Annotated in this window: 20 protein-coding genes; 8 read left to right on the forward strand and 12 right to left on the reverse strand. The window is 72.2% G+C overall.

The genetic code is table 11. The annotated features are described in order from the left end of the window. The first annotated feature begins 214 nt into the window (after positions 1 to 214). Positions 215 to 367: a hypothetical protein gene (locus OTB19_RS13090; RefSeq protein ID WP_267798302.1), complete on the forward strand. Its 153-nt coding sequence runs from the start codon at positions 215 to 217 to the stop codon at positions 365 to 367. 151 nt (positions 368 to 518) lie between these two features. Here OTB19_RS13090 and OTB19_RS13095 read toward each other — a convergent pair whose 3' ends face one another. Both OTB19_RS13095 and OTB19_RS13100 read right to left on the reverse strand, forming a co-directional pair. Further along, complete coding sequence (locus OTB19_RS13095; RefSeq protein WP_267798304.1) at positions 519 to 830, reverse strand: hypothetical protein; 312 nt, start codon at positions 828 to 830, stop codon at positions 519 to 521. 327 nt (positions 831 to 1,157) lie between these two features. After that, positions 1,158 to 1,895 (reverse strand): alpha/beta hydrolase, encoded by a 738-nt coding sequence (locus OTB19_RS13100; protein ID WP_267798305.1) that lies wholly within the window; start codon positions 1,893 to 1,895, stop codon positions 1,158 to 1,160. Between the two features lie 341 nt (positions 1,896 to 2,236). On the opposite strand from OTB19_RS13100, the gene OTB19_RS13105 reads away from it, so the two are divergent. Continuing rightward, on the forward strand, positions 2,237 to 2,461 hold the full coding sequence (locus OTB19_RS13105) for a hypothetical protein (protein ID WP_267798306.1): 225 nt from the start codon (positions 2,237 to 2,239) through the stop codon (positions 2,459 to 2,461). A 174-nt stretch (positions 2,462 to 2,635) separates the two neighbouring features. Further along, positions 2,636 to 3,295: an MSMEG_1061 family FMN-dependent PPOX-type flavoprotein gene (locus OTB19_RS13110; RefSeq protein ID WP_267798307.1), complete on the forward strand. Its 660-nt coding sequence runs from the start codon at positions 2,636 to 2,638 to the stop codon at positions 3,293 to 3,295. A gap of 67 nt (positions 3,296 to 3,362) precedes the next feature. Here the strand turns inward: OTB19_RS13110 and OTB19_RS13115 are convergent, their stop codons facing one another. From OTB19_RS13115 to OTB19_RS13125, 3 genes are all read right to left on the reverse strand, one after another. Then, the gene (locus OTB19_RS13115) at positions 3,363 to 4,082 is read right to left on the reverse strand and encodes a hypothetical protein (RefSeq protein WP_267798309.1); all 720 of its coding nucleotides are present in this window, start codon (positions 4,080 to 4,082) and stop codon (positions 3,363 to 3,365) included. A gap of 227 nt (positions 4,083 to 4,309) precedes the next feature. Next, complete coding sequence (locus tag OTB19_RS13120; protein WP_267798310.1) at positions 4,310 to 4,912, reverse strand: TetR family transcriptional regulator; 603 nt, start codon at positions 4,910 to 4,912, stop codon at positions 4,310 to 4,312. Then, positions 4,909 to 6,033, reverse strand: coding sequence for a saccharopine dehydrogenase (locus tag OTB19_RS13125; protein ID WP_267798311.1), 1,125 nt, complete (start codon positions 6,031 to 6,033; stop codon positions 4,909 to 4,911). The genes OTB19_RS13120 and OTB19_RS13125 overlap by 4 nt, the downstream gene beginning before the upstream one ends. Before the next feature lie 315 nt (positions 6,034 to 6,348). On the opposite strand from OTB19_RS13125, the gene OTB19_RS13130 reads away from it, so the two are divergent. Genes OTB19_RS13130 through OTB19_RS13140 form a run of 3 tightly spaced genes read left to right on the forward strand, consistent with a single transcriptional unit; the run spans position 6,349 to position 9,937 of the window. Then, on the forward strand, positions 6,349 to 7,698 hold the full coding sequence (locus OTB19_RS13130; RefSeq protein ID WP_267798312.1) for a discoidin domain-containing protein: 1,350 nt from the start codon (positions 6,349 to 6,351) through the stop codon (positions 7,696 to 7,698). Further along, on the forward strand, positions 7,698 to 8,954 hold the full coding sequence (locus OTB19_RS13135; protein WP_267798313.1) for an MFS transporter: 1,257 nt from the start codon (positions 7,698 to 7,700) through the stop codon (positions 8,952 to 8,954). Before OTB19_RS13130 ends, OTB19_RS13135 begins: the two co-directional genes overlap by 1 nt. Next, positions 8,951 to 9,937, forward strand: coding sequence for a TolB family protein (locus OTB19_RS13140; protein WP_267798314.1), 987 nt, complete (start codon positions 8,951 to 8,953; stop codon positions 9,935 to 9,937). The genes OTB19_RS13135 and OTB19_RS13140 overlap by 4 nt, the downstream gene beginning before the upstream one ends. Before the next feature lie 29 nt (positions 9,938 to 9,966). On the opposite strand, the gene OTB19_RS13145 is transcribed toward OTB19_RS13140, so the two are convergent. Then, on the reverse strand, positions 9,967 to 10,848 hold the full coding sequence (locus OTB19_RS13145) for an NAD(P)H-binding protein (RefSeq protein ID WP_267798315.1): 882 nt from the start codon (positions 10,846 to 10,848) through the stop codon (positions 9,967 to 9,969). A 121-nt stretch (positions 10,849 to 10,969) separates the two neighbouring features. Then, positions 10,970 to 11,797, reverse strand: a complete 828-nt coding sequence (locus OTB19_RS13150; RefSeq protein WP_267798316.1) for a hypothetical protein — start codon at positions 11,795 to 11,797, stop codon at positions 10,970 to 10,972. A 223-nt stretch (positions 11,798 to 12,020) separates the two neighbouring features. Here OTB19_RS13150 and OTB19_RS13155 point away from each other — a divergent pair, with 223 nt between their 5' ends. Continuing rightward, positions 12,021 to 14,798, forward strand: coding sequence for an AfsR/SARP family transcriptional regulator (locus OTB19_RS13155; RefSeq protein WP_267798317.1), 2,778 nt, complete (start codon positions 12,021 to 12,023; stop codon positions 14,796 to 14,798). 106 nt (positions 14,799 to 14,904) lie between these two features. On the opposite strand, the gene OTB19_RS13160 is transcribed toward OTB19_RS13155, so the two are convergent. The 5 genes from OTB19_RS13160 to OTB19_RS13180 all read right to left on the reverse strand — a co-directional run bounded on the left by OTB19_RS13160 (position 14,905) and on the right by OTB19_RS13180 (position 23,825). Then, positions 14,905 to 16,482, reverse strand: coding sequence for a phosphatidylinositol-specific phospholipase C domain-containing protein (locus tag OTB19_RS13160; protein WP_267798318.1), 1,578 nt, complete (start codon positions 16,480 to 16,482; stop codon positions 14,905 to 14,907). 182 nt (positions 16,483 to 16,664) lie between these two features. Next, a complete protein-coding gene (locus OTB19_RS13165) occupies positions 16,665 to 19,433 on the reverse strand; it encodes a LuxR family transcriptional regulator (RefSeq protein WP_267798319.1) in 2,769 nt (922 codons plus the stop codon). 277 nt (positions 19,434 to 19,710) lie between these two features. Continuing rightward, the gene (locus OTB19_RS13170; protein WP_267798321.1) at positions 19,711 to 20,826 is read right to left on the reverse strand and encodes a Gfo/Idh/MocA family protein; all 1,116 of its coding nucleotides are present in this window, start codon (positions 20,824 to 20,826) and stop codon (positions 19,711 to 19,713) included. Between the two features lie 270 nt (positions 20,827 to 21,096). Then, entirely contained in the window at positions 21,097 to 22,146 is a 1,050-nt protein-coding gene (locus OTB19_RS13175; RefSeq protein WP_267798322.1) for an ABC transporter ATP-binding protein, read from the reverse strand. Positions 22,147 to 22,175: 29 nt separating this feature from the next. Beyond that, complete coding sequence (locus OTB19_RS13180) at positions 22,176 to 23,825, reverse strand: hypothetical protein (protein ID WP_267798323.1); 1,650 nt, start codon at positions 23,823 to 23,825, stop codon at positions 22,176 to 22,178. A gap of 658 nt (positions 23,826 to 24,483) precedes the next feature. Between OTB19_RS13180 and OTB19_RS13185 the strand changes: the two genes are divergently transcribed. Further along, the gene (locus tag OTB19_RS13185; protein ID WP_267798324.1) at positions 24,484 to 25,752 is read left to right on the forward strand and encodes a B12-binding domain-containing radical SAM protein; all 1,269 of its coding nucleotides are present in this window, start codon (positions 24,484 to 24,486) and stop codon (positions 25,750 to 25,752) included. Positions 25,753 to 25,785 lie beyond the last annotated feature (33 nt).

The raw sequence follows: 25,785 nt of genomic DNA on the forward strand, positions 1-25,785 counted from the left end.
CCCGAGCCGCCCAGGCTCCCCAAGGCCGCCTGGATCAACAAGCCCACCGACTTCCAGCACGACGATCAAATGATCCCGGCACAGCGATAGAACACTTCACCTGCCTTGATCACATTGACAGGTTCCGATTGGACTGATGACGTTCAGGAGCACGCATGACTGAGATCCTCAAGCGAGTGACCTGCTGTGCTTGGCCGACCGTGCCCTGCTGTCGATGCCGACCACGTCTCACAACCAGTCCAACGCCTCCGCCCGGTACGGACTGGTCAACCACCACCGCGAAGACCGGTCACCGTCCATAGCCCGGTTGAACACCCTGGTCGAGGCGAACCTGCGCGCAGCCGGCATCGCCATCCCGCATCAGTGAGGGCCGCCAGGCAGAACGAGTGCCGCCGCGGGACGTTCAACGGGTGCCGACTGCGGCCGCCACGGCGGCCCCGTCATGCCCGCGTCGCAGAGCCGGCCGCGCCCGTCGGTCGCTGTCCGCAGGGCGCGGCGAGGCTTCTGTGTGGAGTCGTTCAGTTCGCGCCGAAGCGGAGGCTGGTGAACGAGGTGTTGCGCGGTGCCTTCTGGCCCGGGGCCAGACGCAGCGCCTTGCCCTTGCAGTCCTTCCCGGCGAAGACCGTGACGGGGGTCTTGGTCCCGTTGTGGGCGCCGCGTGCCTCCTGGCTCATCGTGAAGCACTTCCCGTCGGGCAGGTCCTCGACGAAGAACGGCTTGTCCTGGGTGCCGATCCAGCTGAACGGGCCCTGTGAGGCGTGGGCCGCGCCCGACTGGGCGGTCAGGGTGAAGGCGAGGAGGGAGAGGACGGCGGGGCGGACAGCACGCATCGTGAGTGCCTTTCTTGAATGGTGAAGAAGGGCCGGGAATGCCCTGCCCGATCAACGACTCTCCCTCCTCTACGGCACGCAGGGATCATCGCCGTCCGTGAACAAGGTTGGACGGCCCCCCGTGCTGCTGACCGTGCCGCGACGCGCGTGAACGGAGGCAGGCCGTTCATCGACAGACGAGGGGTTCGGGCAAGGCAGGCCCCTGCCTGGTCGGCAGGGGCCCGCAGTATGAACAGCAGAGAAGCGCCGGACTGCCGGACCTGCCCTCGACGAGCGGCATTCTCGCCGGCACGTTCCATCGTCTGCCGGCGGCCCTACGGTCCGGTCCTACTTCAGGTGCCGGGCGAAGAACCGGGCCCCGGTGTCGAGCTCGAACCGGGGGACGCCGGTGTGCCCACCGAGATTGGCGTGCAGGGTCTTCTCCCTGGAGCCGAAGGCGTCGAACAGGTCCAGAGCCGCCTGCCGGCCGTTCCCTTCGTCGTCCCACTGCAGCAGCACATGCAGCGGAATGGTGACCTGGCGGGCCTCCTCGAACATGGTGGCGGGAACGAGACTTCCGGCGAAGAAGCCGGCGGCCACGATGCGCGGCTCGACCACCGCGAGGCGAACGCCGACGGAGATCACTCCTCCCTCGTACCCGACCGGGCCGCCGATCTCGGGCAGCGAGAGGAGGGCGTCCAGGGCGGCCCGCCATTCCGGTACCGCCTTCTCGACCAGCGGGAGGATGAGGGCGTCGACGATCTCGCCGCTGACCGGCTCGCCCTCCTCGATCGCCCGCCGCAGGTCGGCGCGGGCTTGCTCGGCAGCGGCCCAACGAGGCCGTTCACCACTCCCGGGAAGCTCGATGGTGGCGGCCGCGAAGCCGTACTCCGCCGCGTAGTGCCGGGCCCGCCCCGCCAGCCGGGGGTACATCCTGCGCAGCCCGAGCGGGGGGTGGCCGATCAGGATCAGCGGCGTCGGTGCGGTGGTGGACTCGGGCGTCCACAGGATGCCGGGGATCTCGCCGAGGGTGAATTCGCGTTCGAGGACACCGTCATCGAGACGCTGTTCAGAAGTGAAATGCATGGTCGTGCCTTTCGGGAGTGCTCAAGAACGGCGCTCCCGGACGACCTGCCTATCGTCCGACCGTGACCCCGAAGGGGAGCACCCATGTCGATACTGCGTTCACGGGTACCACCTCCTCGTTCTCTCGCACGGCCGCCGGAAACGTAGCAGTGGTGCCCGTGGCCGGCCAAACGATTTCTTGCACGGGCTCCGTCGCCGGATACCGCGGAGCCGGAACACCACGCAGAGCCACTCGGTGGCTCATCGGCTGTTCGCGACCGCGGACACCGTCGAAGCGGCGCGCGTCCTGCAATCCGCGGCCCTGACGCGCAGGCGCCGTGCCGGCTTCGTACACTCGTCCGATGGATGGGATGAAGTGCACGTACTGCGGTGCCGCCGGACTGGAATCCGGCTTCGTCGAGGACGCGGGGGAGGGCGCTCGCGGGTACGCCCGCTGGATCGCCGGGCCATTGGAGCGCGGCCTGTTCGGCGGCGCCAAACGGATGGGTCGCCCCCGCCGCCGCATCGAGGCGTACCGCTGCCCCCGCTGCTCGCATCTGGAACTCTTCGCCACCGAACCCGTCTGACGGCCTGTCGCTTGGTGGGCAGTACACCCGCGCTTGAGCGTCCGCGTCTGTCCGGTGATGCCTGACCGCGACCGCGGGGCCGGGGGCAAGCTGCACCCGCCGCCGCGAGGTCGTTTCCCAGCACCTACGATTCGACCAAGATCAATCGCAGGCCGGCCCCTTAGGGTCGGAGGCATGACGACATCCCTTGACGGCAGTGCCTTCGACTCTCTCCGCCTCGACGCCGTGCGCGACCAAGAGGAGCTCCGCCGGGTCTACCCATCTCCCAGCGGCGCGGCCGTGCGGAAGCAGATGACGGAACTCACTGAGCAGACACGGCGGTTGATCGGCTGCTCATCGCTGGTCCTGATCGCCAGCGCGGACGCCGAGGGCAACTGTGACGTCTCTCCGCGCGGCGGCCCCGCCGGGTTCGTCGCCGTCCTGGATGAACGGACGGTGGCGATACCGGACGCGACCGGCAACAAGCGTCTGGACACCCTGCAGAACGTCATCGCCACCGGACGGGCCGGGCTGCTGTTCGTCATCCCGGGACGCACCACGACGCTCAGGGTGAACGGCCGGGCCTGCGTCTCCACTCGTCCAGAGCTGCTGTCGCAGCTGACCGCGGTGGGCAAGCCGCCGGCCAGTGCGCTGGTACTGGGGATCGAGGAGGTCTACCCGCACTGCCCCAAGTCGCTGCTGCGCAGCGCGGCCTGGAAGCCGGAGGAGTGGTTGTCGGTGGACGCCCAGCCGGCTTCGGCGGAGGTGACGCTGGCTCAACTGCGGATGCCGGAGCTGACGATCGCCGACATCGAGCGGGCGGAGGCGGACTCGCTGAAGTATCGGTACGAGTGACGTGCCGACCGGCGACCCTGGGGGTTTGGCTGAAGGGGCACCAGCCAAACCCCCAGGGTCGCCACGTTCAGCGGGGCGGCTCGCATCGCCGGGGAAGGGTCACGGTCCCGGGGCGGTGTTCGAAGGTGTCCATGACCAGCCACTCGTCCAGCTCGGGGTCGTAGAGGTTCTGGACACCGAACTGGAGCACCTGCCAGAAGGTTCCCCGGTTGTTCTCGTCGACGTAGATGTCACCGAGCGCGAGCGGCAGGCGGGGGTGGTTTCCGGGGGGCAGCTGCGGGAGGACGACACCCACTCTCCAGTGGTTCACGCGTCGCTGCGGGTGGGTGCCCCGCAGGGTCTCCGGACCGACGAACCGGGCCTCCTCGAAGCCCTGGTTCAGCGTCTCCAGGTTGAAGCCGGGGATGCGTGAGCAGGGGTGTTCGTTCAGGCCGGGCCATTTGTACGTCAGCGTGTAGAGCGTGTCGTGGTAGATCAGGTTGGTGAACCAGATGGGGTACTGCGGGCCTCCCGCGGTCATCTGGCTGTTGCCGTCCTTCCCCTCCCAGGTGAGCGGCACCGTGATGTCCAGGTCCCGCACGATCCACTTGCCCTTGCCGCGGAAGTCGCGGGGCAGGCGGGGCGAGGGCGTCGGGGAGGCGTCCTGCCGGGCGGCGACCGTTCCGAACGACGGCGCGGTCCCGGTGCGGGGTTCGCCGCCGACCGGGGGCGGGGCTGCCAGGACGAAGGCGACCACTCCGGCGAGAGCGGCCGACGTGGCCGTCTTGCGTGTGCCTTTCCAACCCATGGTGTCCCTCGGCTGTCGCGTCAGGCGCCAACACGGCGCGGGGTACGTCACGGCGAATGCGGGGACACAGTCCCCGGAATTGAGGATTCCGAAACCGTCGGCTCCGGGTGGACCAGCCGCGCCCACCCCGCCCTGATGCGCGGGAGCCGTACGGTGGTCGCCTTCCCGGCCCGGCCCGGCCCGCCGAGCCTGCGGGCGGCGGGGCCGCGCCGCCGCCCGATCGGCGATCAGGGGGTGTCGGCGCCTGCGAGCAGGGCGAGCGCGGTCTCGCGGAGACGGGCGTCGGCGCCGGCCGTGCGGAGGCCGGTGACGCCGGAGCGGAACAGCGCGGACCCCTCCATGAGCATGACGAACACCCGGGCCCTGTGGTGTGCTTCGGCCGCACTGGAGCCCGGTGCCTGGTCCCGGATGAACGCGGCCACATGCGTGACGTACTGGTCGTAGAACGCGCGTACCGCCGCAGCCGCCTCGTCGTCGTGCGCGGCCAACGCCCACACCTCGGTGAACAGGCGCACCAGGCCGGGGTCGTCGTGGTCCGAGAGCAGGGCGTCGAGCAGGGCTTCGTGGCCGGTGCCGTGCGTGGGGGCGAGGGTGAGGGCGGTGACCCGCTCCAGGGACGAGGCGAGGACGCGGTCGAGGAGCGCCGACAGGAGGGCGGCACGGGCGGGGAAGTAGTACTGGAGGTGGCCCAGTCGGACGCCGGCCTCCTCGGCGACCGCCCGTAGGGTCAGTTCGGACCCTCCGGAGGTGACGAGGACGCGCTCGGCCGCGTCGAGGAGCGCCGTACGCCGCTGCCTCCCCTTGGGCGTGGGTCCGGGTGTGGTGCTCACGCAGCGGCTCGCGTTCCGGCCCGGTCCTGGCCCGTGCCGACGCTGTCGTCCTCGTCGAAGGCGATGGCGACCCCGTGCCCGACGAGCAGCTCGACCGCGCGGGCCGGATCCGGGTGCTGCTCGGGGAAGACCAGGCCGCGGGGGGCGGGGGAGCCGTCGGTGCCGAGGACGCGGCGCAGGCCCACGACCGCCCCGACCGCCGTCAGGTGGTGCTGGCCGAGCGGATCGGTGACGGTCGCGGTGCGCGTGCGCCCGCGGTGGGTGACGTCCACGCGCAGTCGGGCCGTTCCGCCGTCGCCCGGCGAGTGGAGCAGGGCCCGGCGCACCGGGGCCCAGCGTTCCCCGCCGGCCCAGCGGAAGAATCCCGTGCCGCGAAGCGCGAGGAGCGCGCGGGTCGCGGCCGGGGAGCTGAATCCGATGCGGGTGGCCGCGGTGGTGGTGCCGAGGGTCAGGGGCAGGGTGAACTGTTCCGGGGTGTCGATGCGCGCCACCCGCAAAGGCGTTCCACCGATGCGTACCGTGCGGGTCTCGGTCATCGGGGACGCGAGCCGGCGCCGTCCGCCGTCCACGACCTCGAACGCCACGCCCAGTCGGTCCATGAACTCGACGGAATCGGCACCGGCCCGGTCGGCCATGTCCCACCGGACGGCGATCTCGACCCGCTCGGCGCCGCCCAACTCCTCGGCAAGCGTCGCCGCCACCAGGCTGCTGACCCCGCCCATCCAGGCGGAGGACAACAACACGGGCGCCGTCGGCCGGAGCAGGGCGGCGACGGTGACGGCCCGTTGCAGGCGGCCCGTCCACCGGGTGATGTCGACGTAGGGCACGCCGCCGGTCGCGGCGGCGTGCAGCACCCGGTCCTGGGGGTCGTTGACGGAGCTGATGACGGCGCGAACGCCCGCGCGGAAGGGGGCGGGATCCGTCAGGTCCCAGGCGCGCACCTCGGCCCCGATCTCGGCGGCGAACGCCTTGCCGCGGTCGGGGTTGCGGCCGGTGAGCAGGGTCGGGGTGTCCGTGGCCAGGATGCGGGCGATCTCGGCGCCCACGGTGCCGTATCCGCCGGTGATCAGGACGGGACCGGAGGGGTCGAGGGACAGCTCGTCGATCTGGTGGGTGGTCATGAACCACACTCTAGGTCATATGACCTAAAAATGCGATCCTCCTCGCGGGTGCCTCCGTGTCACCCCCGTGGCGCCCTCCGGGAGCCCTTCGCGGAGCCTGCGGAAGGGGCCCTCCGCACCACTGGTAGGAAACCTTCCTATCCGATACGCTCCCGGTCGGCGGCTTGGCGCGGTGCCCGCTCCCCGGGGCATGACGCGCTCAGCGAGAGCTCTGCCCCGGCCGCCGTCGCGCTGCCCCCGACCGTCCCCCGTCCCGGGGGCGGTGCCCCCGCACCGGTGCCCAGCTCTCGCCGTCCCCGAAGCAAGGGAGTCCAGATGCACCTCAACGCCTCAGCCAGAACCTCCCTGTTACGCACCCGCCCCCGCACCCTCCTCCTCGTGCTCACCGGCGTCCTCGCGCTCGTCGGCGGGCTGTTGCTCGCCTGGCCCGGACGGGCCGGAGCCGCCGCCGACCCGCTCATCTCGCGCGGGAGGCCCGCCACCGCCTCCTCCGCCGAAGACTCCTCGCTCGCGGCCGCCAACGCCTTCGACGGCTCCGCCACCACCCGCTGGGCCAGCGCCGAGGGCAAGGACCCGCAGTGGATCCGGGTCGACCTGGGAGCCGGCGCCACCGTCACCCGGGTCCGGCTGACCTGGGAGGCCGCCTACGCCAAGGCGTACCGTGTCGAGGTCTCCGAGGACGGGGCCACCTGGACCACCCTCGCCGAGGAAAGCGCGGGCAACGGCGCCACCGACGACTGGACCGGCCTCACGGGCAAGGGCCGCTACCTGCGCATCCACGGCACCGCCCGCGGCACGACGTACGGCTACTCGCTCTTCGAGGCCGAGGTGTACGGCACACCCGGCGGCGGCCCGCCCCCGGCGGGCGCCTTCACCGTGGTCGCCGCCGGCGACATCGCCGCCCAGTGCACCGCCTCCGACAGCGGCTGCGCCCACCCGAAGACCGCCGCCCTCGCCCGGCAGATCAACCCGAAGTTCTATCTGACGATGGGCGACAACCAGTACGACGACGCCCGGATCGCCGACTTCCGGGCCTACTACGACAAGACCTGGGGGGCCTTCAAGGCGAGGACCCACCCGGTTCCCGGCAACCACGAGACATACGACCCGGCGGGCGCCCTCGCCGGCTACAAGGCCTACTTCGGCAGCATCGCCTACCCACAGGGCAAGAGCTACTACAGCTTCGACGAGGCCAACTGGCACTTCATCGCCCTCGACTCCAACTCCTTCGACCAGAAGGCCCAGACCGACTGGCTCAAGGCCGACCTCGCCGCCAACACCAAGCCCTGCGTGGCCGCCTACTGGCACCACCCGCTCTACTCCTCGGGCGGACACGGCAACGACCCGGTCTCCAAGCCCGTGTGGAAGCTCCTCTACGGCGCCAAGGCCGACCTCGTCCTGAACGGCCACGACCACCACTACGAGCGGTTCGCCCCGCAGGACCCCGACGGCAAGGCCACCGCGAGCGGCATCGTGGAGATCGTCGGCGGGATGGGCGGAGCCGAGCCCTATCCGATCGAGGAGGTCCAGCCCAACAGCCAGAAGCGGATCAGCGGCCAGTACGGCGTGCTGAAGCTGGAGTTCACCGACTCCGGGTACGGCTGGACCTACGTCGGCAGCGACGGCCAGGTCAAGGACACGAGCCCGAAGTACAGCTGCCACTGATGTACCTGGCCCACACCGGCCGCCCGGACGCGCCGCCCCGCACCCCAGGGGCCCGGCGGCGCGTCCCCGCCGCCGTCCTCGCCCTCGGCGCCGTCAGCCTCGTCACCGACGTCTCCTCCGAGATGGTCACCGCCGTACTGCCCCTCTACCTCGTGCTCGGACTCGGCCTCTCCCCGCTCCAATTCGGCTTCCTGGACGGCATGTTCAACGCCGCGACCGCCCTCGTACGGCTGCTCGGCGGCCGGCTCGCCGATCGCGGCGGCCGGCACAAGCGGATCGCCGGTGCCGGATACCTGCTGTCCGCCCTCTCCCGACTGGGCCTGCTCCTCGCCGGCGGAGCCGCCACCGGCATCGCCGCCTCCCTCGCCGTCGACCGGCTCGGCAAGGGCATCCGCACCGCCCCGCGCGACGCCCTGATCTCGCTCAGCGTTCCACCGGAGGCCCTCGGCCGGGCCTTCGGCGTGCACCGCGCCATGGACACCACCGGAGCGCTCCTCGGTCCCCTCGCCGCGTTCGCCGTCCTGTGGGCCACCGCCGACGCCTACGACGCGGTGTTCGCCGTCAGTTTCTGCACCGGGCTGTTCGGGGTGCTCCTGCTCGCCCTGTACGTACCGGCCGCCGCGGGCCGCACCGTCTCGCCCCCGGCACCACCCCGGGCGACGCCACTGCGCGACCCGGTCTTCCGCCGCATCCTGGCGGCCGCGGTGCTGCTCGGCGCGGCCACCATCGGCGACGCCTTCCTCTACCTGCTGATCCAGCGCGGGCTCGACCTGCCGCCCGCCCTCTTCCCGCTGCTGCCCCTCGGCGCCGCCGCCGGCTACCTGCTCCTCGCCGTCCCGGCGGGCCGGATCGCCGACTCCCGGGGGCGCCGGCTGCCGTTCCTGCTCGGGCACGCCGCGCTGCTCGGCGCTTACACCGTCCTGCTGCTGCCGCTCGGTTGGCCGAGCATCGCGGCCGTCCTGCTGCTCCTGTCCGTCTTCTACGCCTGCACGGACGGTGTCCTGATGGCGTACGTCGGTCCCGTGCTCCCCGCCGGCGGCAGGGCCGGCGGGCTCGCGGTGCTCCAGACCGGCCAGGCACTGGCCCGGCTCCTCGGCGCGGCCGGCTTCGGGGCCGCCTGGACCTACTGGGGACAGGGGCCCGCCCTGTGGGCGGCGGCGCTCGCCCTCGCCCTGGCCCTCGCCGCCGCCTGGCGGGTGCTGCCCGCCGCCGTACCCGCCGCCCCGTCGTCCGTCCCCGCACCGGAGGAGCCGTGAGACCCCACCGACACAGGTTGCGCACCGCTCTGGTCGCCCTCGCCGTGTTCGTACTCGCCGGCGGCTCTCTCGGGTACGTCATGCACGCCCGCCACCGCGAGCAGACGACCCGGCAGAGCGGCGACGGCTCTTTCGGCCTGGCCGCGCCCGGGCTCTACTTCCGCGACGCGGCCACCGGGCTGCTCGCGCGCGCGGCCGGCCCCGGGGGAGCGGGCCCGCGCGGCGGCCCCACGTGCGACCGGTTCCACGCCGCCGCGAACCGCGTGCTGTGCCTGCGCAAGCTGCCCGGCCTGCCGGCACGCACCGAGGCCCTGGTGACGGACCGGCAGCTGCGGGAGATCCGCCGCGTGACCGTCCCCGGCATCCCCAACCGGGCCAGAGTGTCCGCCTCGGGCAATCTGCTGTCCTGGACCACGTTCGCGACGGGCGACTCCTACGCCGGCCCCGGCTTCTCCACCCGGACCTCGATCCTGGACCTGCGCACCGGCTACCTGGTCAAGACGATGGAGGACATTCCGCTGACCCTCGGCGGAGCCCGCCACCACGCGGCCGACGTCAACTACTGGGGCGTCACCTTCGCGGCGGACGACAACCGCTTCTTCGCCACCGTCTCGACCCGCGGCCGCACCCACCTCGTGGAGGGGGACCTGCGGAGTTGGTCGGCCAGGGCGCTGCGCGAGAACGTCGAATGCCCGTCACTGTCCCCCGACGGCACCCGGATCGCCTTCAAGAAGAGGGTCTCCGACGACCCGGCGGACCCCTGGCGGCTCTTCGTCCTGGACCTGGCGAACCTGCGCGACCATCCGCTCGCCGAGCCGCACGGCGTCGACGACCAGGCCGTCTGGCTGGACGACACGACCATCGGTTACGCCCTGCCGGGCCAGGGCGGCCGGGCGAGCGACATCTGGTCCGTCCCGGCCGACGGCACGGGCACACCCCGCCTCGTGGTGACGGGCGGCTCCTCACCGGCCGTCGTGGCCTGACCCCGGATGGCGGCCAGGCCACCGCCGGCTCACGACGCGTCGACGATCCGGTGCCGGAGGTGGTCGTAGGCCCAGGCGGCGAGGGTGGTCGGGGTGGTGGTCCGGACGCTTCGGCGTTGTTCGGGCACGAAGTTCTCGCGCAGGCCGGTCGACATCCCGAGCACGGCCTCCACCAACCCGTCGGTCATTCCGGCCTGGTGGAGCCGGCTGCGCATGGTGTCGTCGGTGATCCGTTCGACGTGGATCCGCCGGCCGGTGGCGGCGGTGAGGATCTCCGCGACGTGTCGCCAGGTGAGGTCGGCGGGTCCGTGGACCGCCTGTACGCAGCGCCCGGACCAGGTGGGGGACAGCAGGCGGGTGGTGGCGACCTCGGCGATGTCGCGAGGTGCCACCCAGGCCATGGGCTGGTCGAGTGGAAGGATCACCTGGAGGGTGCCCGCTCGCAGGGCGTCGAGTTGAAGTTCGAGATTGGTGAAGAAGTAGCCGCAGCGCAGGTGGGTGACGTGGACGTCGCAGTCGTCCAAGGCGGTCTCGGTCCGTGCCAGACCGTCGATCTCGCCGGCGCCGTGACGTTTCTCGGCTCCGACGCTGCTCTGGAAGACGACCCGGCCGATCCGGTTGTCGGTGACGGCGCGGACCACGCTGGTGGTGGCACGGGCGTAGTCGGCGAGGGGATCCTCGCTGCCGGTGGTCGGGTCCACCCAGAAGAGCGAGTCGATGCCGCGGGTGGCGGCCACCACCGAGTCGGCGTCGAACTGGTCGGCCAGCGCGACATCCACCTCGTTTCGGATCTCGGGAGCCAGCCGGTCGGGATCGCGCAGCAAGACGCGCGGCCGGACACCGGCGCGGACCAGCATGGCGACGACGTGACGGCCGACGTTCCCGGTCGGGGTGGTGACGGCGATCTGCATGTGTTCCTCCTTCGAAGCCTCGACTTCAGCCTAGGAGCCGAGGAGCCCTGAAGTCCTTCGGCGCCGCGGAGGAACGGGCCGTGCCTTCGCTCCCGCCTGCGTGCCCTCGGTGAGGGATCGTTCAGCGCCCCAGGGCGGCGCGCAGGGTGATCCCGTGGCGGCTGCGCAGGCGACGTACCTCCCAGACGGAGAGTGCGGTCACCGACAGGGGGCCGCCGAGCATGAACGTGTACAGCACCTCCGGCGGTGCGGCGACGTCGGGGCCGTTGAAGAGCTGGAACGCGAAGAGCGACCAGACCAGCAGGGGCGAGATCAGCGCCGGGAGCAGTTGGTGCACGTCCGAAGCCCGGAAGCACGTGAAGACGCAGGTGTAGGCGGAGAAGAGGGTGAAGGGGATCGAGGCGATCACCACGGCGACGGATGCCAGCCAGCCGACGACCAGGAACAGGAACCCCAGCACGGCGGAGAAGAATCCGAGTCCGATGGTCGAGGAGAAGAAGCCCCTCAAGTCCTCGGGGGTGACGAGCTCGCCTTGGAGGGCGGTGATGGCCACCCACATGGCGGTGGGGCCGAGGGCAAGCATGAGGACCAGGATGATCGGCCGGTGCAGTCGTTCCGCGAAGTCACGGCGCCGATCCCGGGTGCTCGCGGAGAGGAAGACCGTGATGCCGATGATGCTGCCCATGGCCAGGATGACGCAGGCGAGGCCCAGTTCGACGACTTTGCCGACGATGAACTCCTCGCCACCGCTGCTCAGGGGATATGCCATGACCAGATAGACGGCTGCGGCCAGACCGATGATCGTCCGGGCGCGTTGCATCCAGGCGATGAGCGGGTCGTGCGCCTGCTCGGCCGTCGATTCGAGGCCTCCCGCCCAGGCCCGAAAGAACGCCCTCAGCGCGCCACCGGACGTGGATCGGTTCGCGGATGTCGTTGTGTTCGTACTCACTTGGTTCTTTCCCCCGAAGTAACGCGTGCGCTCCGTGGGGCACATGGACACCCGACACAGACGTCGAACACCCTATCGGGGAGTGGGCTCGAACTCGTACGCCGAGCGACTCCACCCACTGCCCGGCCAGGGGTCCTCCCGACAGCAGGGCGCACGGCCAGGCGCCGCTTGCTTCTTGTCCGTGGGCGCTATCCTGAACTCTTTTGCTGGGAGGCGTGGGCAGATGGAGTTCCGATTGCTCGGAGCGGTGTCGGTTGTCACCGAGGCAGGCGATCTGCCGCTCGGTCCCGTCAAACGGCGCAGCCTGCTGGCCGCCCTGCTGTTGCGCCCCAACAACCCGGTACTTGTTGACTACTTGACGACCGCTCTGTGGGAACAGGAACCGCCGGCGCGCGCCCGCAGCGTCATCCAGGGCCATGTGTCCCAGTTGCGGGCCTCGCTGACGCGCGCCGGCGCCGGGGCGCACGGCGTCGAGTTGGTCACCCAGGGCGCGGCGTACGTCCTGCGCATGCCGAGGGTCCTGCTGGACGTGCACCGCTTCGAGGATCTGGTGGCCCGGGCCCGTGAGCAGCGTGACCCGGCCGACGCCGTGACGATGTACCGGGAGGCGTTGTCGCTGTGGCAGGGACCGGCGCTGGCCGACGTGTGCCCGAGCCCTCCGCTGCAGGCCGCCGCGCAGGCCTTGGAGGAGCTGCGGCTGGCCGCGGTGGAGCAGTTGGCGGCGGGCTGCGCCCGGTCCGGTGAGCACGCCGGCGCCGTGACCGTCCTGCGCGCCGAGGCAGTGGCCCACCCGCTGCGCGAATCACTGTCCGCCGCCCTCATGGGGGCGCTCCAGAGCGCGGGCCGCCGCTCGGAGGCGCTGGATTGGTTCCATCGCACCCGGCGGCTGCTCGCCGACGAACTGGGCGTGGACCCGGGTCCGGAACTGGCGAACGCCTACGCCTGCGCCCTGCGCGGCGCTGAAGGAGGCCCGACGCAGCCCACGGGGGACATGGAGACGGCAGCCGCCGAGGTCCCGGATCCTCGCCCGGCCACCGCGCCGGTCGTTCCGACCCACGCCGCCGTACCGGATGTCGTCGCGCACACGCACGCACCCGATCTGCTCCCGCGCGCACCGCGCGGCTTCCACGGGCGGACGGCGGAGCTCGCCGCCCTGTCCCGGGCCGCCACAGGCGAGGCACCCGTCTGCCTGATCACCGGGCCCGCCGGGGTGGGGAAGACGGCCCTGGTGCTGCACTGGGCACACCAAGGCCGGGCCGATTTCCCCGACGGGCGGCTCTATGCCGACCTGCGTGGCTTCGGCGACACGGGCCTGCCGGATCGGATGGAGGTGCTGCGCGAGTTCCTGCCGGCGCTCGGTGTCGCGCAGCACCGGATACCGGATTCGGCGAACGGCGCGGCCGCGCTGTTCCGGTCGCTGACCGCCGACCGCCGACTCCTCGTGGTGCTCGACAACGCGCGTGACTCCGAGCAGGTCAGGCCGCTCCTGCCGGGCGGTCCCCGCTGCGTCACCGTCGTCACCAGCAGACACCGGCTGCCGGGGCTGATCGTCACCGACACCGCCCGGCCCGTGGCCCTGGACGTGCTCGGGCCGCAGGACGGCACGATGCTCCTCGCCGGGGTACTCGGCACGGAACGGGTGCTCGCGGAGCCCGTCGCCGCCCGGCGGCTGGCCGAGCTGTGCGGCGGGCTGCCGCTCGCGCTGCGGGTGGCGGCCGCCAGGCTGGTGCAACGGCCCGGATGGTCGCTGGCCGCGATGACCGTCGAACTGTCCGACGAGACGCGCCGGCTGAGCCTGCTGGACGTGGAGGACACCGGCGTACGGGCGGCACTGCACCTGACGCTGCGGCAGCTCCCCCTGCACGTCTCCCGTCAGTTCGCCCATCTCGGCCGTCACCCCGGCACACACGTCGACCGGTATGCCGCGGCGGCCCTGGCGGGCACGGATCCGGCAGCCGCCGAGAGTGCCCTGGAGCGGCTGGCCGTGGCGCACCTCGTCACGGAGTCGGCGCCCGGTCGCTGGACGCTGCACGATCTCGTACGGCTCTACGCGCGGAGCCTGGACGCCGGGCCCGACGCGCTGGGGCGCGTGCTCGACCACTACATCGCCACGGGACTCGCGGCCGTGGCCGCGGCCGAGCCCGGCAACGAGGAGTGCCTCCCGCTGCCGGCGGACTACCTGGCGCCCGCCGCCGTGAGGGAGTTCGCCGACCGGTCCGCCGCCGTGGCGTGGTACGCGGCCGAGAGGGACGACCTCACGTCGGCGGTGGCCGCGGCACACGCCGCCGGACTGCACGGCAGGACCTGGCGCATCATCCTGCTGCTGTGGCCACTGATCGTGTGGCGCGTGCGGGACGGCTGGGTTCCGCTCCTGGAGACCGGGCTGGAGGCGGCGCGGGCCGACGCCGATCAGCACGGCGAGTCGCGAGTGCTGAACGTGCTCGGCTGGGTGCTGATCGAGGAAGGACGCATCGTGGAGGCGGTGACTCGCCTGGGGGCCGCCTCCGCGCTCGCCGCCCGCTCGGGCGACGTGGTCGCCGAGGCGAACGCGCTGATCGTGCTGGCCATGGCGCAATCGGCGCTCGGCGACCCGGACGAGGCCGCGCAGGGATGCGAACGGGCGGTGGAGCTGGCCCGCTCGGCCGGAAACCGGACCATCGAGAGACTGGCCATGCAGCACCTCGCCCGGCACCGCGTCGACGCCGGGAAATGGCACCCGGCCCTCGACACGGCGACCGAGGCCCTGGCCTTCGACGATCGATCGGACACGGCCGACGTGCCCCGGGTACTGCTGCTCATCGTGAGGGGAGAAGCGCTGCTGGGGCTCGGGGACCGGGACGAGGGCATCCGGCAGCTCGACCGGGCGGCCCGCGAGGCGGATGCGTCCGGCTACGAGGACGGCGCGGTACGGGCGCTCGGCGTACTGCTGCGGGTATCGGCGGATCCGGGGTTCCAGGCGCGATACGACGAGGCGGTCGCGCGCCTCACGACGCGCACGTGAGCCCACCTTGAAGGTCGACCGGCCGCTCGCCGCGGTCGCCGAGCAACCGGGCCGGAGCAGGCCGCCCCTCCGGGAAGGAGGGGCGGCCTGCGAGCCTGCGCGGGGGTTACTTCTTCGGGCAGGTTTCCTGGGTGACCTTGCCGCCCGACGTGTCGGCGGTGGCCGGGTCCATCGACAGGCACAGGCCCGTCCAGTTGTTGATGAACGTGTACGCCGGTCGGGACCCGGTCGCGGTGGCGAGCTTGGTCGGGATGATGTTCCACATCTGGCTGCCCGAGAACCAGCGGGTCTCGCAGTCCCACCAGAACAACTGGGTGCCGGAGCCCGGCGGCGTGCCGTTGTTGTAGGGGACGGTCAGGCACTTGCCGTTGCTCGCCTTGATCCAGTGGTACCCCTTGCCCATGTTGCCGGGCGGCTGCTCCGCCCCCCACTGGTGGCTGCTGGGCGGGGTCGACTGGCACACGCGCTGGGTGACCAGTCCGCCGGTCTTGGAGCTGTCGAACTCGGGACCCCGCACCATGCAACGGCCGTTCAGGCTGTTGACGTAGGTCTTGTCGCTGTTGACCTGCCAGATCATCCGGTTGCCGGCTTTGACGGCATTGTCCTCGTTGTGGTCGATGATCGCGTTCACCAGGCCCCAGCCGGGGAAGTCCGTCATGACGATGCCGACGCGGCCCTTTTCGCTGTTGAGGTACTTCATCAGGTGGTAGTTCACACCCGGGACCTCGGTGCTGACCCCGCTCTGGACCTTCGTGTAGCCACCGGCGTAGTAGAGCGGCGACCCCCCACCGGGGACCGTGTTCGCGGACGTGTACGTCACATACAGGCCACCGTCGGAGGAATTACCCTTGGCCCGCGAGATGGCCGCGTCGACGTTCGTCTTGACGAGGTTCCACTTCTCCGGGATGGACGACGCGTTGTAGGTGTCTTCCTTGTGGTCGTTGAAGCCCTCGATCCCGTAGCCGTCGCTGTCGACGTTGTCGAAGCCGGCCAGGACCAACTTGCCGCGCACGTCCCCGAGCGTGGGCACCTTCGCCCTGCCGGTGCCCTTCACCGAACCGGCGTGGAAGAGGTCGCGGTACTGACTCGCCCCCACGTAGCCGGCGAAGATCTGCCTGACGTCTGCCGGTTGCACCGACTTCGGCTCGTTCGCGCAGTCGGTGATGCCGGGGCTCCTGTACGCGCACTCGGCCCTCATCCGCATCACGATCGTCTCGGTCGGATGCGCTTTGAGGAAGCCCTGCGCCTTCTTCAGGACGTCGTCGAAGTTGGCCTGCTGGTAGTACGCGCTGTGGTGGATCGTGAACGATCCCCCGATGGCGCGGACCCGGATGTCGATGGCACGGATACCGCGTTCCAACTGCGCCGTCAGCGTGTTCGCGCTGTCGCCGTAGTCCTCCTGCGTCTGCACGGCGGACCCGCCGTGGATGGCCAGGGTGTCATGGGTGCCGGGGATGGACATCGCCGACAGCTTGGTGTCGCTCGCGACGCCCCACATCCACTCGGCCCGGTCCGCCTGCCCGAGATTGCGGTGTGCGTCCTGGTTGGTCGACCCGGCCGCCCCGGCGGCGGTGGGCGTCAGCAGCGCCGCCCCCAAGGCGACACAGACCGTCAGCAGCCGTGCCAACGGGCGGGACCGCCGGCGCGAACCGGCGCCGGCGGCATGGGGGATGGTGCGGGGCATGGGACTCCTGTCCGAGTGCGGGGCGGTACGGAGCCCAGCCTGAGCCCCACCGCCGGCGCTTCACTGACGTACCGCTGACGCCCCGCCCCCACACGCGCAAGCGGCCCGACGGACAGCGCACAGCGGGGTCCGCCTCGGCCGCACCGACGCGCCCGAACCAGGACCCCCGTCGCGCCGCTCGTTCAGGAGGGCAGCCCCAGCACGCCCGTCAGCTCGGACCGACGCCGGACCGCGAGCTTGCGGTACACGCGGGTCAGGTGCTGTTCCACCGTGCTCACCGTGATGTACAGCTGACTGCCGATCTGCCGGTTCGACCGGCCGGCCGCGGCCAAGGAGGCCACCTGCCGCTCGGCCTCCGTCAGACCGTCGGTGGCGACGCCCGTCGGCAGGAGAACGGCTCCCTCCCGGCGTCCGGCCTCCGCCGGGGACGGCCCGGCCGGGACCGGAGGTCCGTCGAGGGGGGCCGCGAGGGGGCGTACCCGGTCGGGCGCGCCACATTCGGCGGCCAGGCGCTGCGCCTCGCTCCAGCGCGCACGCGCGGTACGGGTGAGGCCCTCCGCCAGGTCCACGTCGCCGAGGTCGCCGAGCACCCGGGCCAGCGAGAGCCGGCTGCCGGTCGCGCGAAGGGTCCGCTCCGCCTCCTCCAGGTGCGCCCTGCGCCGCCCGGGCTCGTCCAGCGCGGCCAGCACGGCCAGGGCGCGCCCCCGGGCGTCGGTCGGCCGATCACCCTGCGCGATCTCCGCCACGACCAACCGCCGGGCCCGCTCCGGTTTACCGAGGGCCAGATACGCCTCCGCGGCGCGGGCACGCCAACCGAGGGGGCCGAGAGGGTTCCCCCGGGACTCGTCCGAGGGGGCGCAGGCCGTGAAGTCGGTCAGCGCCGCGCGCGGACGGCCCGATTCCAGCAGATAGCTGCCGCGGGCGATCCGGTACAGCGGGCCGAAGGACGAGTCCCACATCTCGTCGGGGACCGGACGCTCCAGGTACCTCACCGCCTGGTTCGAATCCCCCATCACGGTGTGCGCGGCGACCAGGACCGACAGCGGCATCCCGACGGCGACGCCCCAACTGCGGTCGGGCAGCAGCTCCAAGGCGGACGCGGCACTCTGCACGGCCGTGCGCAGATCCCCCAGGTTCCACCGGATGTGGGCGCGCAGACCGCCCAGGAGCGCTCTGCGGACCGGGAGTTCGTCCGGGGTCAGGCGGCTCCACTGTTCCTCGCACAGCCGGTCGGCGAGCGTCATCTCGCCGTTCCGTGTGAGTTCCAGGACGGCCGCGAGATCCAGCTCCCGGAACCAGCGGGGGTTGATGACGGCCGGCACGGACGGCCGTTCGGCGGCGTCGTGGCCGTCCGTACCGGTCAGGGCGGTCGCCGGCGGCAGGAGCAGTCGGCGGCCCCCGGGGACGGGCTCGGCGCAGGACCCGGGCATCGTTGTCGGCGCATGCCGGCCGGGGGCGTCGGTGTCCGCAGCGTCGCAGAAGTAGGCGTGCACTGCGGGATCGCCGAGCAGGTCCGGCCAGAGGCAGCCGATGAGAGCCTGGAACCCCCGCAACTCGTCGTGCGTGTGCGACGGTTCGCAGGACTCGACGAGGCGGGCCATCACTTCCCGTGCGTGCTCGCGACCGCCGAACCAGAGGAACCAGAGGACGAGGAGTCGCAGCGCGCCGCAGTCGACCTCGCCGGCGCGCGCGGCCGACAGCAGCCGGTTCACCTCCGGCTCCGCCGCCAGGGGATTGACGTAGCACTGCGTGCCGATCATCGCGGCGATCACCCTGCCGCGTTGTCCCGGGCCGAGCTCGGCCCGGTCGGCCAACCGCAGGCAGGCGAGCGCCCGATCCGTCTCCCCGGCCATGAGGAGCTGCTGCCAGGCGAGTCGCAGCACCCGCACCTGGCACGCGTCGGGCAGGTCATCCGCGGCGACCAGGTGCCGGGCGACGGAGGGCGCCGGGGCGCCCTCCGTGAACAACAGCGCGGCGGCCCGCCGGTGCAGGTCCGGAAGGTCGGCGTCGAGCATGCCGAGGACGGCGTCGGGGACGGCCGGATGTCGGAAGCCGCCGTCTTCCAGCAGACCCGAGCGGTCGAGTTCGGCGAGGTGCTGCTCGATCTCCCCGGGTGGGCGCTCCAGCAGGCGGGCGGCCCGTGGGGGAGTGGCGTCGTCACCCAGTACGGCGAGCGCGCGGACCGTCTCCGCGAGAGCGGGATGGCGGACGAGACCGGCGACGTAGGCGGTCCGGAAGGCGGCCCCGACCGGGACCGGCGGCCGGGAAGCTGCGGCCGGGTCCAGGTGCAGATCGCGGACGAGCGCGGTGGCCAGGGCGGGGTTCCCGCCGCTGATCCGATGGACGGCCCCGGCGGCCGCGCCGACGCCGGCCCCCTGTTCCAGCAGCTGTCTGACCTCCGCCTCCCGCAGGTTGGCGACCTCGACCGACCGGGTGCCCGAGAGCCCGAGGAATTCCAGATGGTCACGGATGCCGTCGCGGGAGGTGCGCGGGTAGGCCATCACCAGGGTGATGCGGTGGGACTGGGCGCGGCGGGCGAGGTGGAGCAGGCAGGATTGCGAGGCCGGGTCCACGTGGTGGGCGTCGTCGACCAGGACGATGATCCCGGTGTGCGCGGCCGCTGTGACCAGCGCGGAAACCAGTCCCTGAACGTCGTGTGAGGGGACGGTGCCGGACAGCGCGGCCAAGGCTCTGTTGCCGACGAGTTGCCGCAGGGCCGACCGGATGCCGTCGGCGACTCCGGAGACATGAACGAACTGCTCCAGGATGGAGAACGGCACGTCGCGTTCGTCGCGATACCCGGTGGCGTGCAGGCACACGAGACCGGAGGCGGCCGCGCGTCTCTTCACATCGTCCAGGAGAAAGGTTTTTCCCGTTCCCGGGCCCCCCTCCAGGAGGAGGACGCCGCCGCGCTGTTCGGCCTGTTTGATGAGGTCATCGGCATCGGACAAAGCCCGCAGCCTTCCGTTCGCATCCCACCGTCCTGTTCGCACGCATGCACGCACAGAACAGAACGGACCTGCCCAGCAAGGCAGGTGACCCCCCGGCCCAGCTAGTGATCAAGTCTATGGGGGCTCGATGGCGCGCCGGCCGGAAGGAGCTGTATTCCGCCATTCTCCGACATGTGAACAGAATCCGACCGGCCCCGGTGGAGGGCCGCCGGCAACGACGCGGGAGGCAAGGCGCCCGCCCGCCGTCAGACCTTCCTCCCCTCGCGGACCGCGTCGCTCACCAAGTCCCCCGCTCACGCTCATCATTGGCCGGAACCGCGCTGTCCACCCGCTGCGGTCGGCCGGTCCTGGCGGACGCGTAGACCGCCGTCACCACGGCCACCGCCTGCCGCCCGGCAGCCCCGTCCACCAGCGGGGGCCGACCGTCGCGGACGGCGTCGCAGAAGTCCAGGAGCTGGTCCCGGTGCGGCTGGTACAGCAGCCCCGAAACGTCCCGGGCCCCGTCTCCCACCAGCGACGCCGCGTACGCGGCGGACTGGTCTGCGGCGCCGAAGGCCCCGTACGCGGGCGCGTCCTCACCCTCTGCGGCGAGGTGCAGGTAGGCGAGCCGGTCGTCGTCGATGACCACGGAGCCCCGGTCGCCGTTCACCGCCGTCCGGGCGGTGCGCCCCGGGTAGGCTGCCGTGGTGGCGAGCAGGGTGCCCAACGCGCCGTTCGCGAAGCGCAGGCTGGCCGTCGCCACGTCCTCCACCTCGATGCCGGGGTGGGCCAGCCGCGCCGTGTGCGCGGCCACCTCCACCACCGGCCCGGCCAGCCACTGCACCAGGTCCACCGCGTGGATCGCCTGATTCATCAGTGCCCCGCCGCCGTCCAGGTCGGGCGTGCCGCGCCAGCTGCCGGAGGCGTAGTACGACGGGCCGCGCCACCACGACAGTTCGGTCATGACGGAGGTCACCCGGCCCACCCGCCCGGCCTCGATCACCGTACGGGCCAGCCGGGCGGCGGGATCGAAGCGGTGCTGGGACACCACGCCGAGCGTCCGCCCCGCCTGCCGGGCCACGGCGATCAGGCGGTCGGCCGCCTGGGGCGTCACGTCGACCGGCTTCTCCACCAGTACGTGCTTGCCCGCGCGCAGGGCCGCCTCGGCCGGCTCCGCGTGGGTGCCGCTCGGGGTGCACACGAGCACGGCGTCGATGTCCCGCCGGGCCAGCAGCCCCTCGACGTCGGCCGCGTCGCAACCCACCTCGGCCGCCAGCGCCCCGGCACGCACCGGGTCCCGGCCGGCGACGGCGGCCAGCCGGGCCCGGCCGGCCAGTACCTCGTCCTCGCGCGTCAGCAGCCGAGCCAGGAAGCCGCCGATCGACCCGCAGCCGATCACTCCGAACGTGAGCACGGAAACACTCCTACAGTCAGGGCCGTGGGGTCGGCCGGTCAGTCGGGGAGCGCCGGGGCGGCGCTCCTGTTCGTCGGGGTCGGCCGGGTCATGCGCCGGACATCGGCACGGGCCCACCCGGGGAGGACGAAGGCGAGCGGGCCGGGGGCCGCCTGACGCGAGGTGGCCCCCAGCGGCCCGGAGCCGCGGCCCGGAACAAGTCGCCCGGTCGCCGGCCCGGAGCCGCCGCCCGGTCACCGGCTTGCGCGGCCCCGCCCGGCCCGCAGCCGGTCAGGTGCGGACGGAGGGCGGCCGGTGGGCTGGGTGCACGGCCTCGGCCAGCAGACCGATGCGCGCCGCGCCCCGCAGATCGAGGCCGGGCGGCCCCGCGGGGGACAGCAACGCCGCCACCGACCAGCGCAGGGCGTTGTCCAGGGGCGAGTCGTGGATCAGCCACTCGCGCCGCAGCCCCGGCCCCTCCGCCGTGAGCCGGTGGGTGTTGCGCGGGAGCCGGGTGCCCCGGGGCAGGCTCACCGGGTCCAGGTCCAGGCCGAAGCGCACCGGCCCGGCAAGCACGTCGACATGGCGCTGCCTGCTCTCACCGGCCGCGGTGGGCAGGTCGAACCAGGCGGGCACGGCGACCTGCCCGGACGGGTCGGGGCCGACGATGGTGGAGTACAGCTCGATGTCCACACCGTCGGCCACGGCCCGCTCATGCGCGGCGGTGCTGATCAGCTCGGGGTCGGACGCCACCCGCAGGGCGTGCGCGTCCGGGGTGGTGCCCATGTAGCCGTCGTAGGCGGCCTGCGGCAGCGCGCCGCGCAGCAGGGCCAGCATGTGCAGCCACTCGTAGCCGAAGATGCCGTGGTCGCGGTCGACGAACCGGCCGGCGGCGATGTCGGCCCGCCGATCCTTGCCGAACCCGACGCGGACGGCCCGAAGGGGGTGCTGGGGCGCCAGTTCCTGCCGCATGCTCCGCAGCAGGGTCATCGCCCGGGAATGCCGGTACTGGTCCATGACCACCAGACGGGCCTCGGGGTGGCGGTCCAGCAAGGAGTTCAGCTCGGGGATCTCCCACGTGCGGCACAGCGGCTTCTCCACCAGCAGCCGGGCCGCGGGGGCGACGGAGAGCACCTCGGCCACCGTCGCGACATGGGTGGCGGTCGGCGAGCACACCGACCAGACGTCGACGGGTCTGCGGACGACCGCCTGCTCGACACCCTCGAAGACGGGGATCGCGCCGGGCACCGCACCCGGGGCGGGGTCGACCACGCTGACGTCGAACCCGAGCTCGCTCAGCAGCCGTTGGTGCAGCCGGCCGGCGGCACCGTACCCGATCACGCACACGTGGGTCCCGGACACACGGGGGTTCATCGGGCCACCGGGACCGGGGCGGCCTGGGCCGCCGGGCGACGGGCGCCGGAGGCCAGGTACTCGTCGTAGTAGGCGGCGAACAGGCCGGCCTCGTCGATCTCCCGGTCCACGGGCTCCAGATGAATGCCCGGGGCGAGGTCGCCCGCCTCGCGGCACAGCAGCTTCGCCGCGATCAGGGTGCCCGCGCGATAGGCGTCGTACCCGCGGTTGGCGATGCCCTCGTACTCGAAGAGGTTGAGCGAGCGGCCGTCCCCCAGCAGCGTGGCCGTGGTGCCGGTGGGCAGGGTGTGGCGGACACCTACCTGGGGGACCACGGTGGACCGCAGACCCTCGAACCCCTCGCTGAGCAGGCTGAAGTCCTTGGTGGCGAACCCCGCGAGGTACACCCCGTCGGGCAGCAGCGGCAGATCGTCGTGGGTGAGGGCGAGTTCGCCGGTGTTGCCGACGATCAGGAACGGCGCGTGGGCGCTCAGCGCCTCGCCCACGCTGGTGTAGGTCTCGTACCCGTGCTCCGCGGCCGTGATCAGCGCCAGGATCTCCGTGTCCACCACGGACACCCGGCAGCCCAGCGCCCGCAGCGCGTGCGCCACCCGGCCCCCCAGCGTGCCGTAGCCCAGCAGCAGCACATGGCGGCCGATGAACTTCTCACCGGGCAGGATGGCGCGCAGCCGGCGCACGCAGGAATCGGCAATCTCGTTGTAGCCGAGCATGCTCTTGAGCCGCGAACGCGCCATGTTCAGCACGGGGATGGTCAGTTCGCCGGGGGCGCCCGCGATCCGCTTCAGCCCGCTCACGGTCAGCTCCAGGGCGCCGTCGACGCCGTCCTTCAGGACGCCCTCGGCTCCGTATCCCTGCGCGAGCAGACCACCGTCGTCGATCACCAGGACCCTGCGACCCGCCGCGTGCGCCTTGCGCACGAACTCGTCCACCCGCTCATTGGCCGCCAGGGCGTACGCGCGCGCCGTCGTGTCGGCCGAGCCGTTGATCACCGAGTTGTCCAGCGTGTCGCTCCGGTAGCCGCGGTGCAGGAACCAGGCGTGGACGCGGTCGCGGTGCAGGGTCCGGTCGCCCTTGGAGAGCGCGAAGATCCACTGCGGGTCGATGCCGGCGCGCTCCATGCCCAACAGAAAGCCGACGCTGTTCTCCACGTAGTGGTCGCGGAAGATCAGCGCCCAGTCGCGGAAGGCCGGCTCCTCGGTGGCGTAGCGGGCGACCAGGGGCATGCCCCCCACGATCGTGTCGACCTCCGCGTCGGTGTAGCAGTGGCCGCGCAGGGTCAGCGCCTCGACGACGCGGTCGAAGACGGCACCGGCCCGAGCGGAGAGCGGTCCGGCGGCGGAGAGCAGCACCTGCGTGCGAGCGGCCGCGGGGACGACGGGGTCCAGGGTGCCCGGGGCGGTGTCGGCGATCGGCCGGCTGCACAGCCGTACGGAGGTGCCGTCCAGCTCCATCAGCATGTCTCCCGGCCCCCGTTCCGCGGGCTCCGGGAATGGCACGCCCTCCCCGCGCAGTACCGACCGGACCGTCTCACCGACATCATGAGGCGTCATACGACCGTCGAGGATCTCGTACCGGTTCGCGCCGGGCCACGCCGCGGCGCCACCCTCGACCGCGACACCCCTGGACTCTCCTTCAACCAACGTCATCGTCTCAACCTCTTCTCGTCGTGGATCGGGCCATCGCCCCGGAGTGTCCGGCGCACCGGTGGCCGGCGTCCGGCGCCACCTCCCGAGGGGCGGCGAGCACGGGGTGCGCTGACGGAGCGACGGCCCGAGGGGCCTGAGCCGGGGGCCGGAGGGCCCGGCGGCGGTCGGGCCGCGGGGGCTTCGGCCGGCACATCGGGAGCCTATGAAGATCGTTCGCCGCACCCCAGCCCCTACGCCCCCTACCACCCCCTACCGGTCGACGGCCGGAGCCGCGAGGTGTGAGCGCGGCGGGCAACGGCGGCCCGGGCGACAGCGCGCAGCACATCGCGGAGTCGGGACGCGGTCCGGACCCGACCTCCCGGCTCCGTGCGTCGCGGGACGTCCGCGCGGTCCTCCCGCCCGGGCCCCGTAGGGGGTGGTAGGGGTCGTAGGGGCTGGGGGAGCGGCAGACGATCTTCGTAGGGTCACGGTGCCCCTACCGTCCACGGACCCCGGCGTGCCGGAGCGCCGGTGTGCTTCGAGCGCCCCGCCGCGCACGCACCCTTGCCCCACATCCCCCGGCGCCGCGGCGGCGGGGCGAAGGCGACCGGGCTCAGAGCAGCCCCGTGTCCCCGGATCCCCGCCGTCACGCGTCCACGAACCCGCCCGGGAGCCTCGTATGACCCACGTCTGTTTCGCCATTCCCGACGACGAATTCGACCGTGAATTCCTTCAGCTGCCACTCGACGTGGCCAACGCGGGCGCGGCGCTGCGTGCCGAGGGCATGCGCGTGTCGGTGTGGGACAACCGCCTCACCGACACCCCGCCCGACACCGACGGCGACCCCGACATCGTGGTCGTGATCACCGCCATAGCCGACCGCGCCCAGTGCTATCCCCTCGTGCTGGACCCGGTCAGGGCGCTGGCGGACCGAGCCCGCCGGCAGTGGCCGGGGGCGACCCTGGTCGCCTGCGGACCGCACGCCACGCAGATGCCGGAGGCCACGCGCCGCGAACTGGGCACCGATCACGTCGCGCGCGGCGAGACCGACTCCGCCGCCGTGCAGGCGGTACGCGACCTGGCCGCCGGCCGGCCGTCGCTGCCGGTGATGCCGCTGGCGGACAGCTATCCGCAACTCGCCCCCGAACAGTGGCCGCTGCCCGCCTACGACCTGTTCGACCTGAGTTCCTACACCGCCGAGGTGTTCATGGACGGCCAGGTGCGGCGCGGCTCGTGCGGCATCGTGCTCGGGGTGCGGGGCTGCACGTACGGCTGCACCTTCTGCCACCTGCCGTTCGGTACCCGGATGCGCCCCCAGCCCGTGGAGCGCACCCTCGCGGAGATCGCGGCCATGCGCGAACGCGACGTCGACTTCATCTTCTTCCTCGACTACGTCTTCGGCCTCCACCCCACCTACTACAAGGAGTTGTGCCGGGGCCTGACCGGTCAGGGCGTCGGCTGGACGGGCCAGAGCCGGGCCGAGGTGGTCCTGCGCACGGACGTGGACGAGTGGGCCCGGGCCGGCTGCAAGGGCATGTGGCTCGGTGCCGAGTCCCCGGGGATCGCCGACACACCCGTCGGCAAGCGGATCAAGCCCGGGGTGACGAACGCGGCCGTGCGCAAGCTGCAGGACGCCGGGATCACACCCTTCGCCTTCATCCTCGTGGGCCTGCCCGACGACCCCGCCTGCCAGAACGGGGAGCTGCTGGAATGGGCGACGAACCTGCCCGGCTACTTCGGGCTCAACCAGCTCTTCCTGCGCCCCGGCACCAAGCTGTACGACCAGCTGGCGCCCCGCTACAACGACGGCAGGATGCCGAGCACCTGGTCCGAGGTGGAGGCCGTGACCCGGCGCTACCGGGAGAGCTACCCCGTGGACCTGAACGAACTCCGGGACCAACTGTCCCGACTGCCCAACTACATCGGCAACGCCATGGCGAAGCTGTGAGGTTCGCCGCGAGCCAGGCACCGCGCCCCACCA

Source organism: Streptomyces sp. H27-H5 (assembly GCF_026627505.1).
Lineage (GTDB): Bacteria > Actinomycetota > Actinomycetes > Streptomycetales > Streptomycetaceae > Streptomyces.

What these genes read in the sequence shown, in the direction of transcription:
- OTB19_RS13090 (WP_267798302.1), top strand. Translation starts at nt 215, where the DNA reads ATGCCGACCACGTCTCACAACCAGTCCAACGCCTCCGCCCGGTACGGA.
- OTB19_RS13095 (WP_267798304.1), bottom strand. Translation starts at nt 830, where the DNA reads ATGCGTGCTGTCCGCCCCGCCGTCCTCTCCCTCCTCGCCTTCACCCTG.
- OTB19_RS13100 (WP_267798305.1), bottom strand. Translation starts at nt 1,895, where the DNA reads ATGCATTTCACTTCTGAACAGCGTCTCGATGACGGTGTCCTCGAACGC.
- OTB19_RS13105 (WP_267798306.1), top strand. Translation starts at nt 2,237, where the DNA reads ATGGATGGGATGAAGTGCACGTACTGCGGTGCCGCCGGACTGGAATCC.
- OTB19_RS13110 (WP_267798307.1), top strand. Translation starts at nt 2,636, where the DNA reads ATGACGACATCCCTTGACGGCAGTGCCTTCGACTCTCTCCGCCTCGAC.
- OTB19_RS13115 (WP_267798309.1), bottom strand. Translation starts at nt 4,082, where the DNA reads ATGGGTTGGAAAGGCACACGCAAGACGGCCACGTCGGCCGCTCTCGCC.
- OTB19_RS13125 (WP_267798311.1), bottom strand. Translation starts at nt 6,033, where the DNA reads ATGACCACCCACCAGATCGACGAGCTGTCCCTCGACCCCTCCGGTCCC.
- OTB19_RS13130 (WP_267798312.1), top strand. Translation starts at nt 6,349, where the DNA reads ATGCACCTCAACGCCTCAGCCAGAACCTCCCTGTTACGCACCCGCCCC.
- OTB19_RS13135 (WP_267798313.1), top strand. Translation starts at nt 7,698, where the DNA reads ATGTACCTGGCCCACACCGGCCGCCCGGACGCGCCGCCCCGCACCCCA.
- OTB19_RS13145 (WP_267798315.1), bottom strand. Translation starts at nt 10,848, where the DNA reads ATGCAGATCGCCGTCACCACCCCGACCGGGAACGTCGGCCGTCACGTC.
- OTB19_RS13155 (WP_267798317.1), top strand. Translation starts at nt 12,021, where the DNA reads ATGGAGTTCCGATTGCTCGGAGCGGTGTCGGTTGTCACCGAGGCAGGC.
- OTB19_RS13160 (WP_267798318.1), bottom strand. Translation starts at nt 16,482, where the DNA reads ATGCCCCGCACCATCCCCCATGCCGCCGGCGCCGGTTCGCGCCGGCGG.
- OTB19_RS13180 (WP_267798323.1), bottom strand. Translation starts at nt 23,825, where the DNA reads ATGACGTTGGTTGAAGGAGAGTCCAGGGGTGTCGCGGTCGAGGGTGGC.
- OTB19_RS13185 (WP_267798324.1), top strand. Translation starts at nt 24,484, where the DNA reads ATGACCCACGTCTGTTTCGCCATTCCCGACGACGAATTCGACCGTGAA.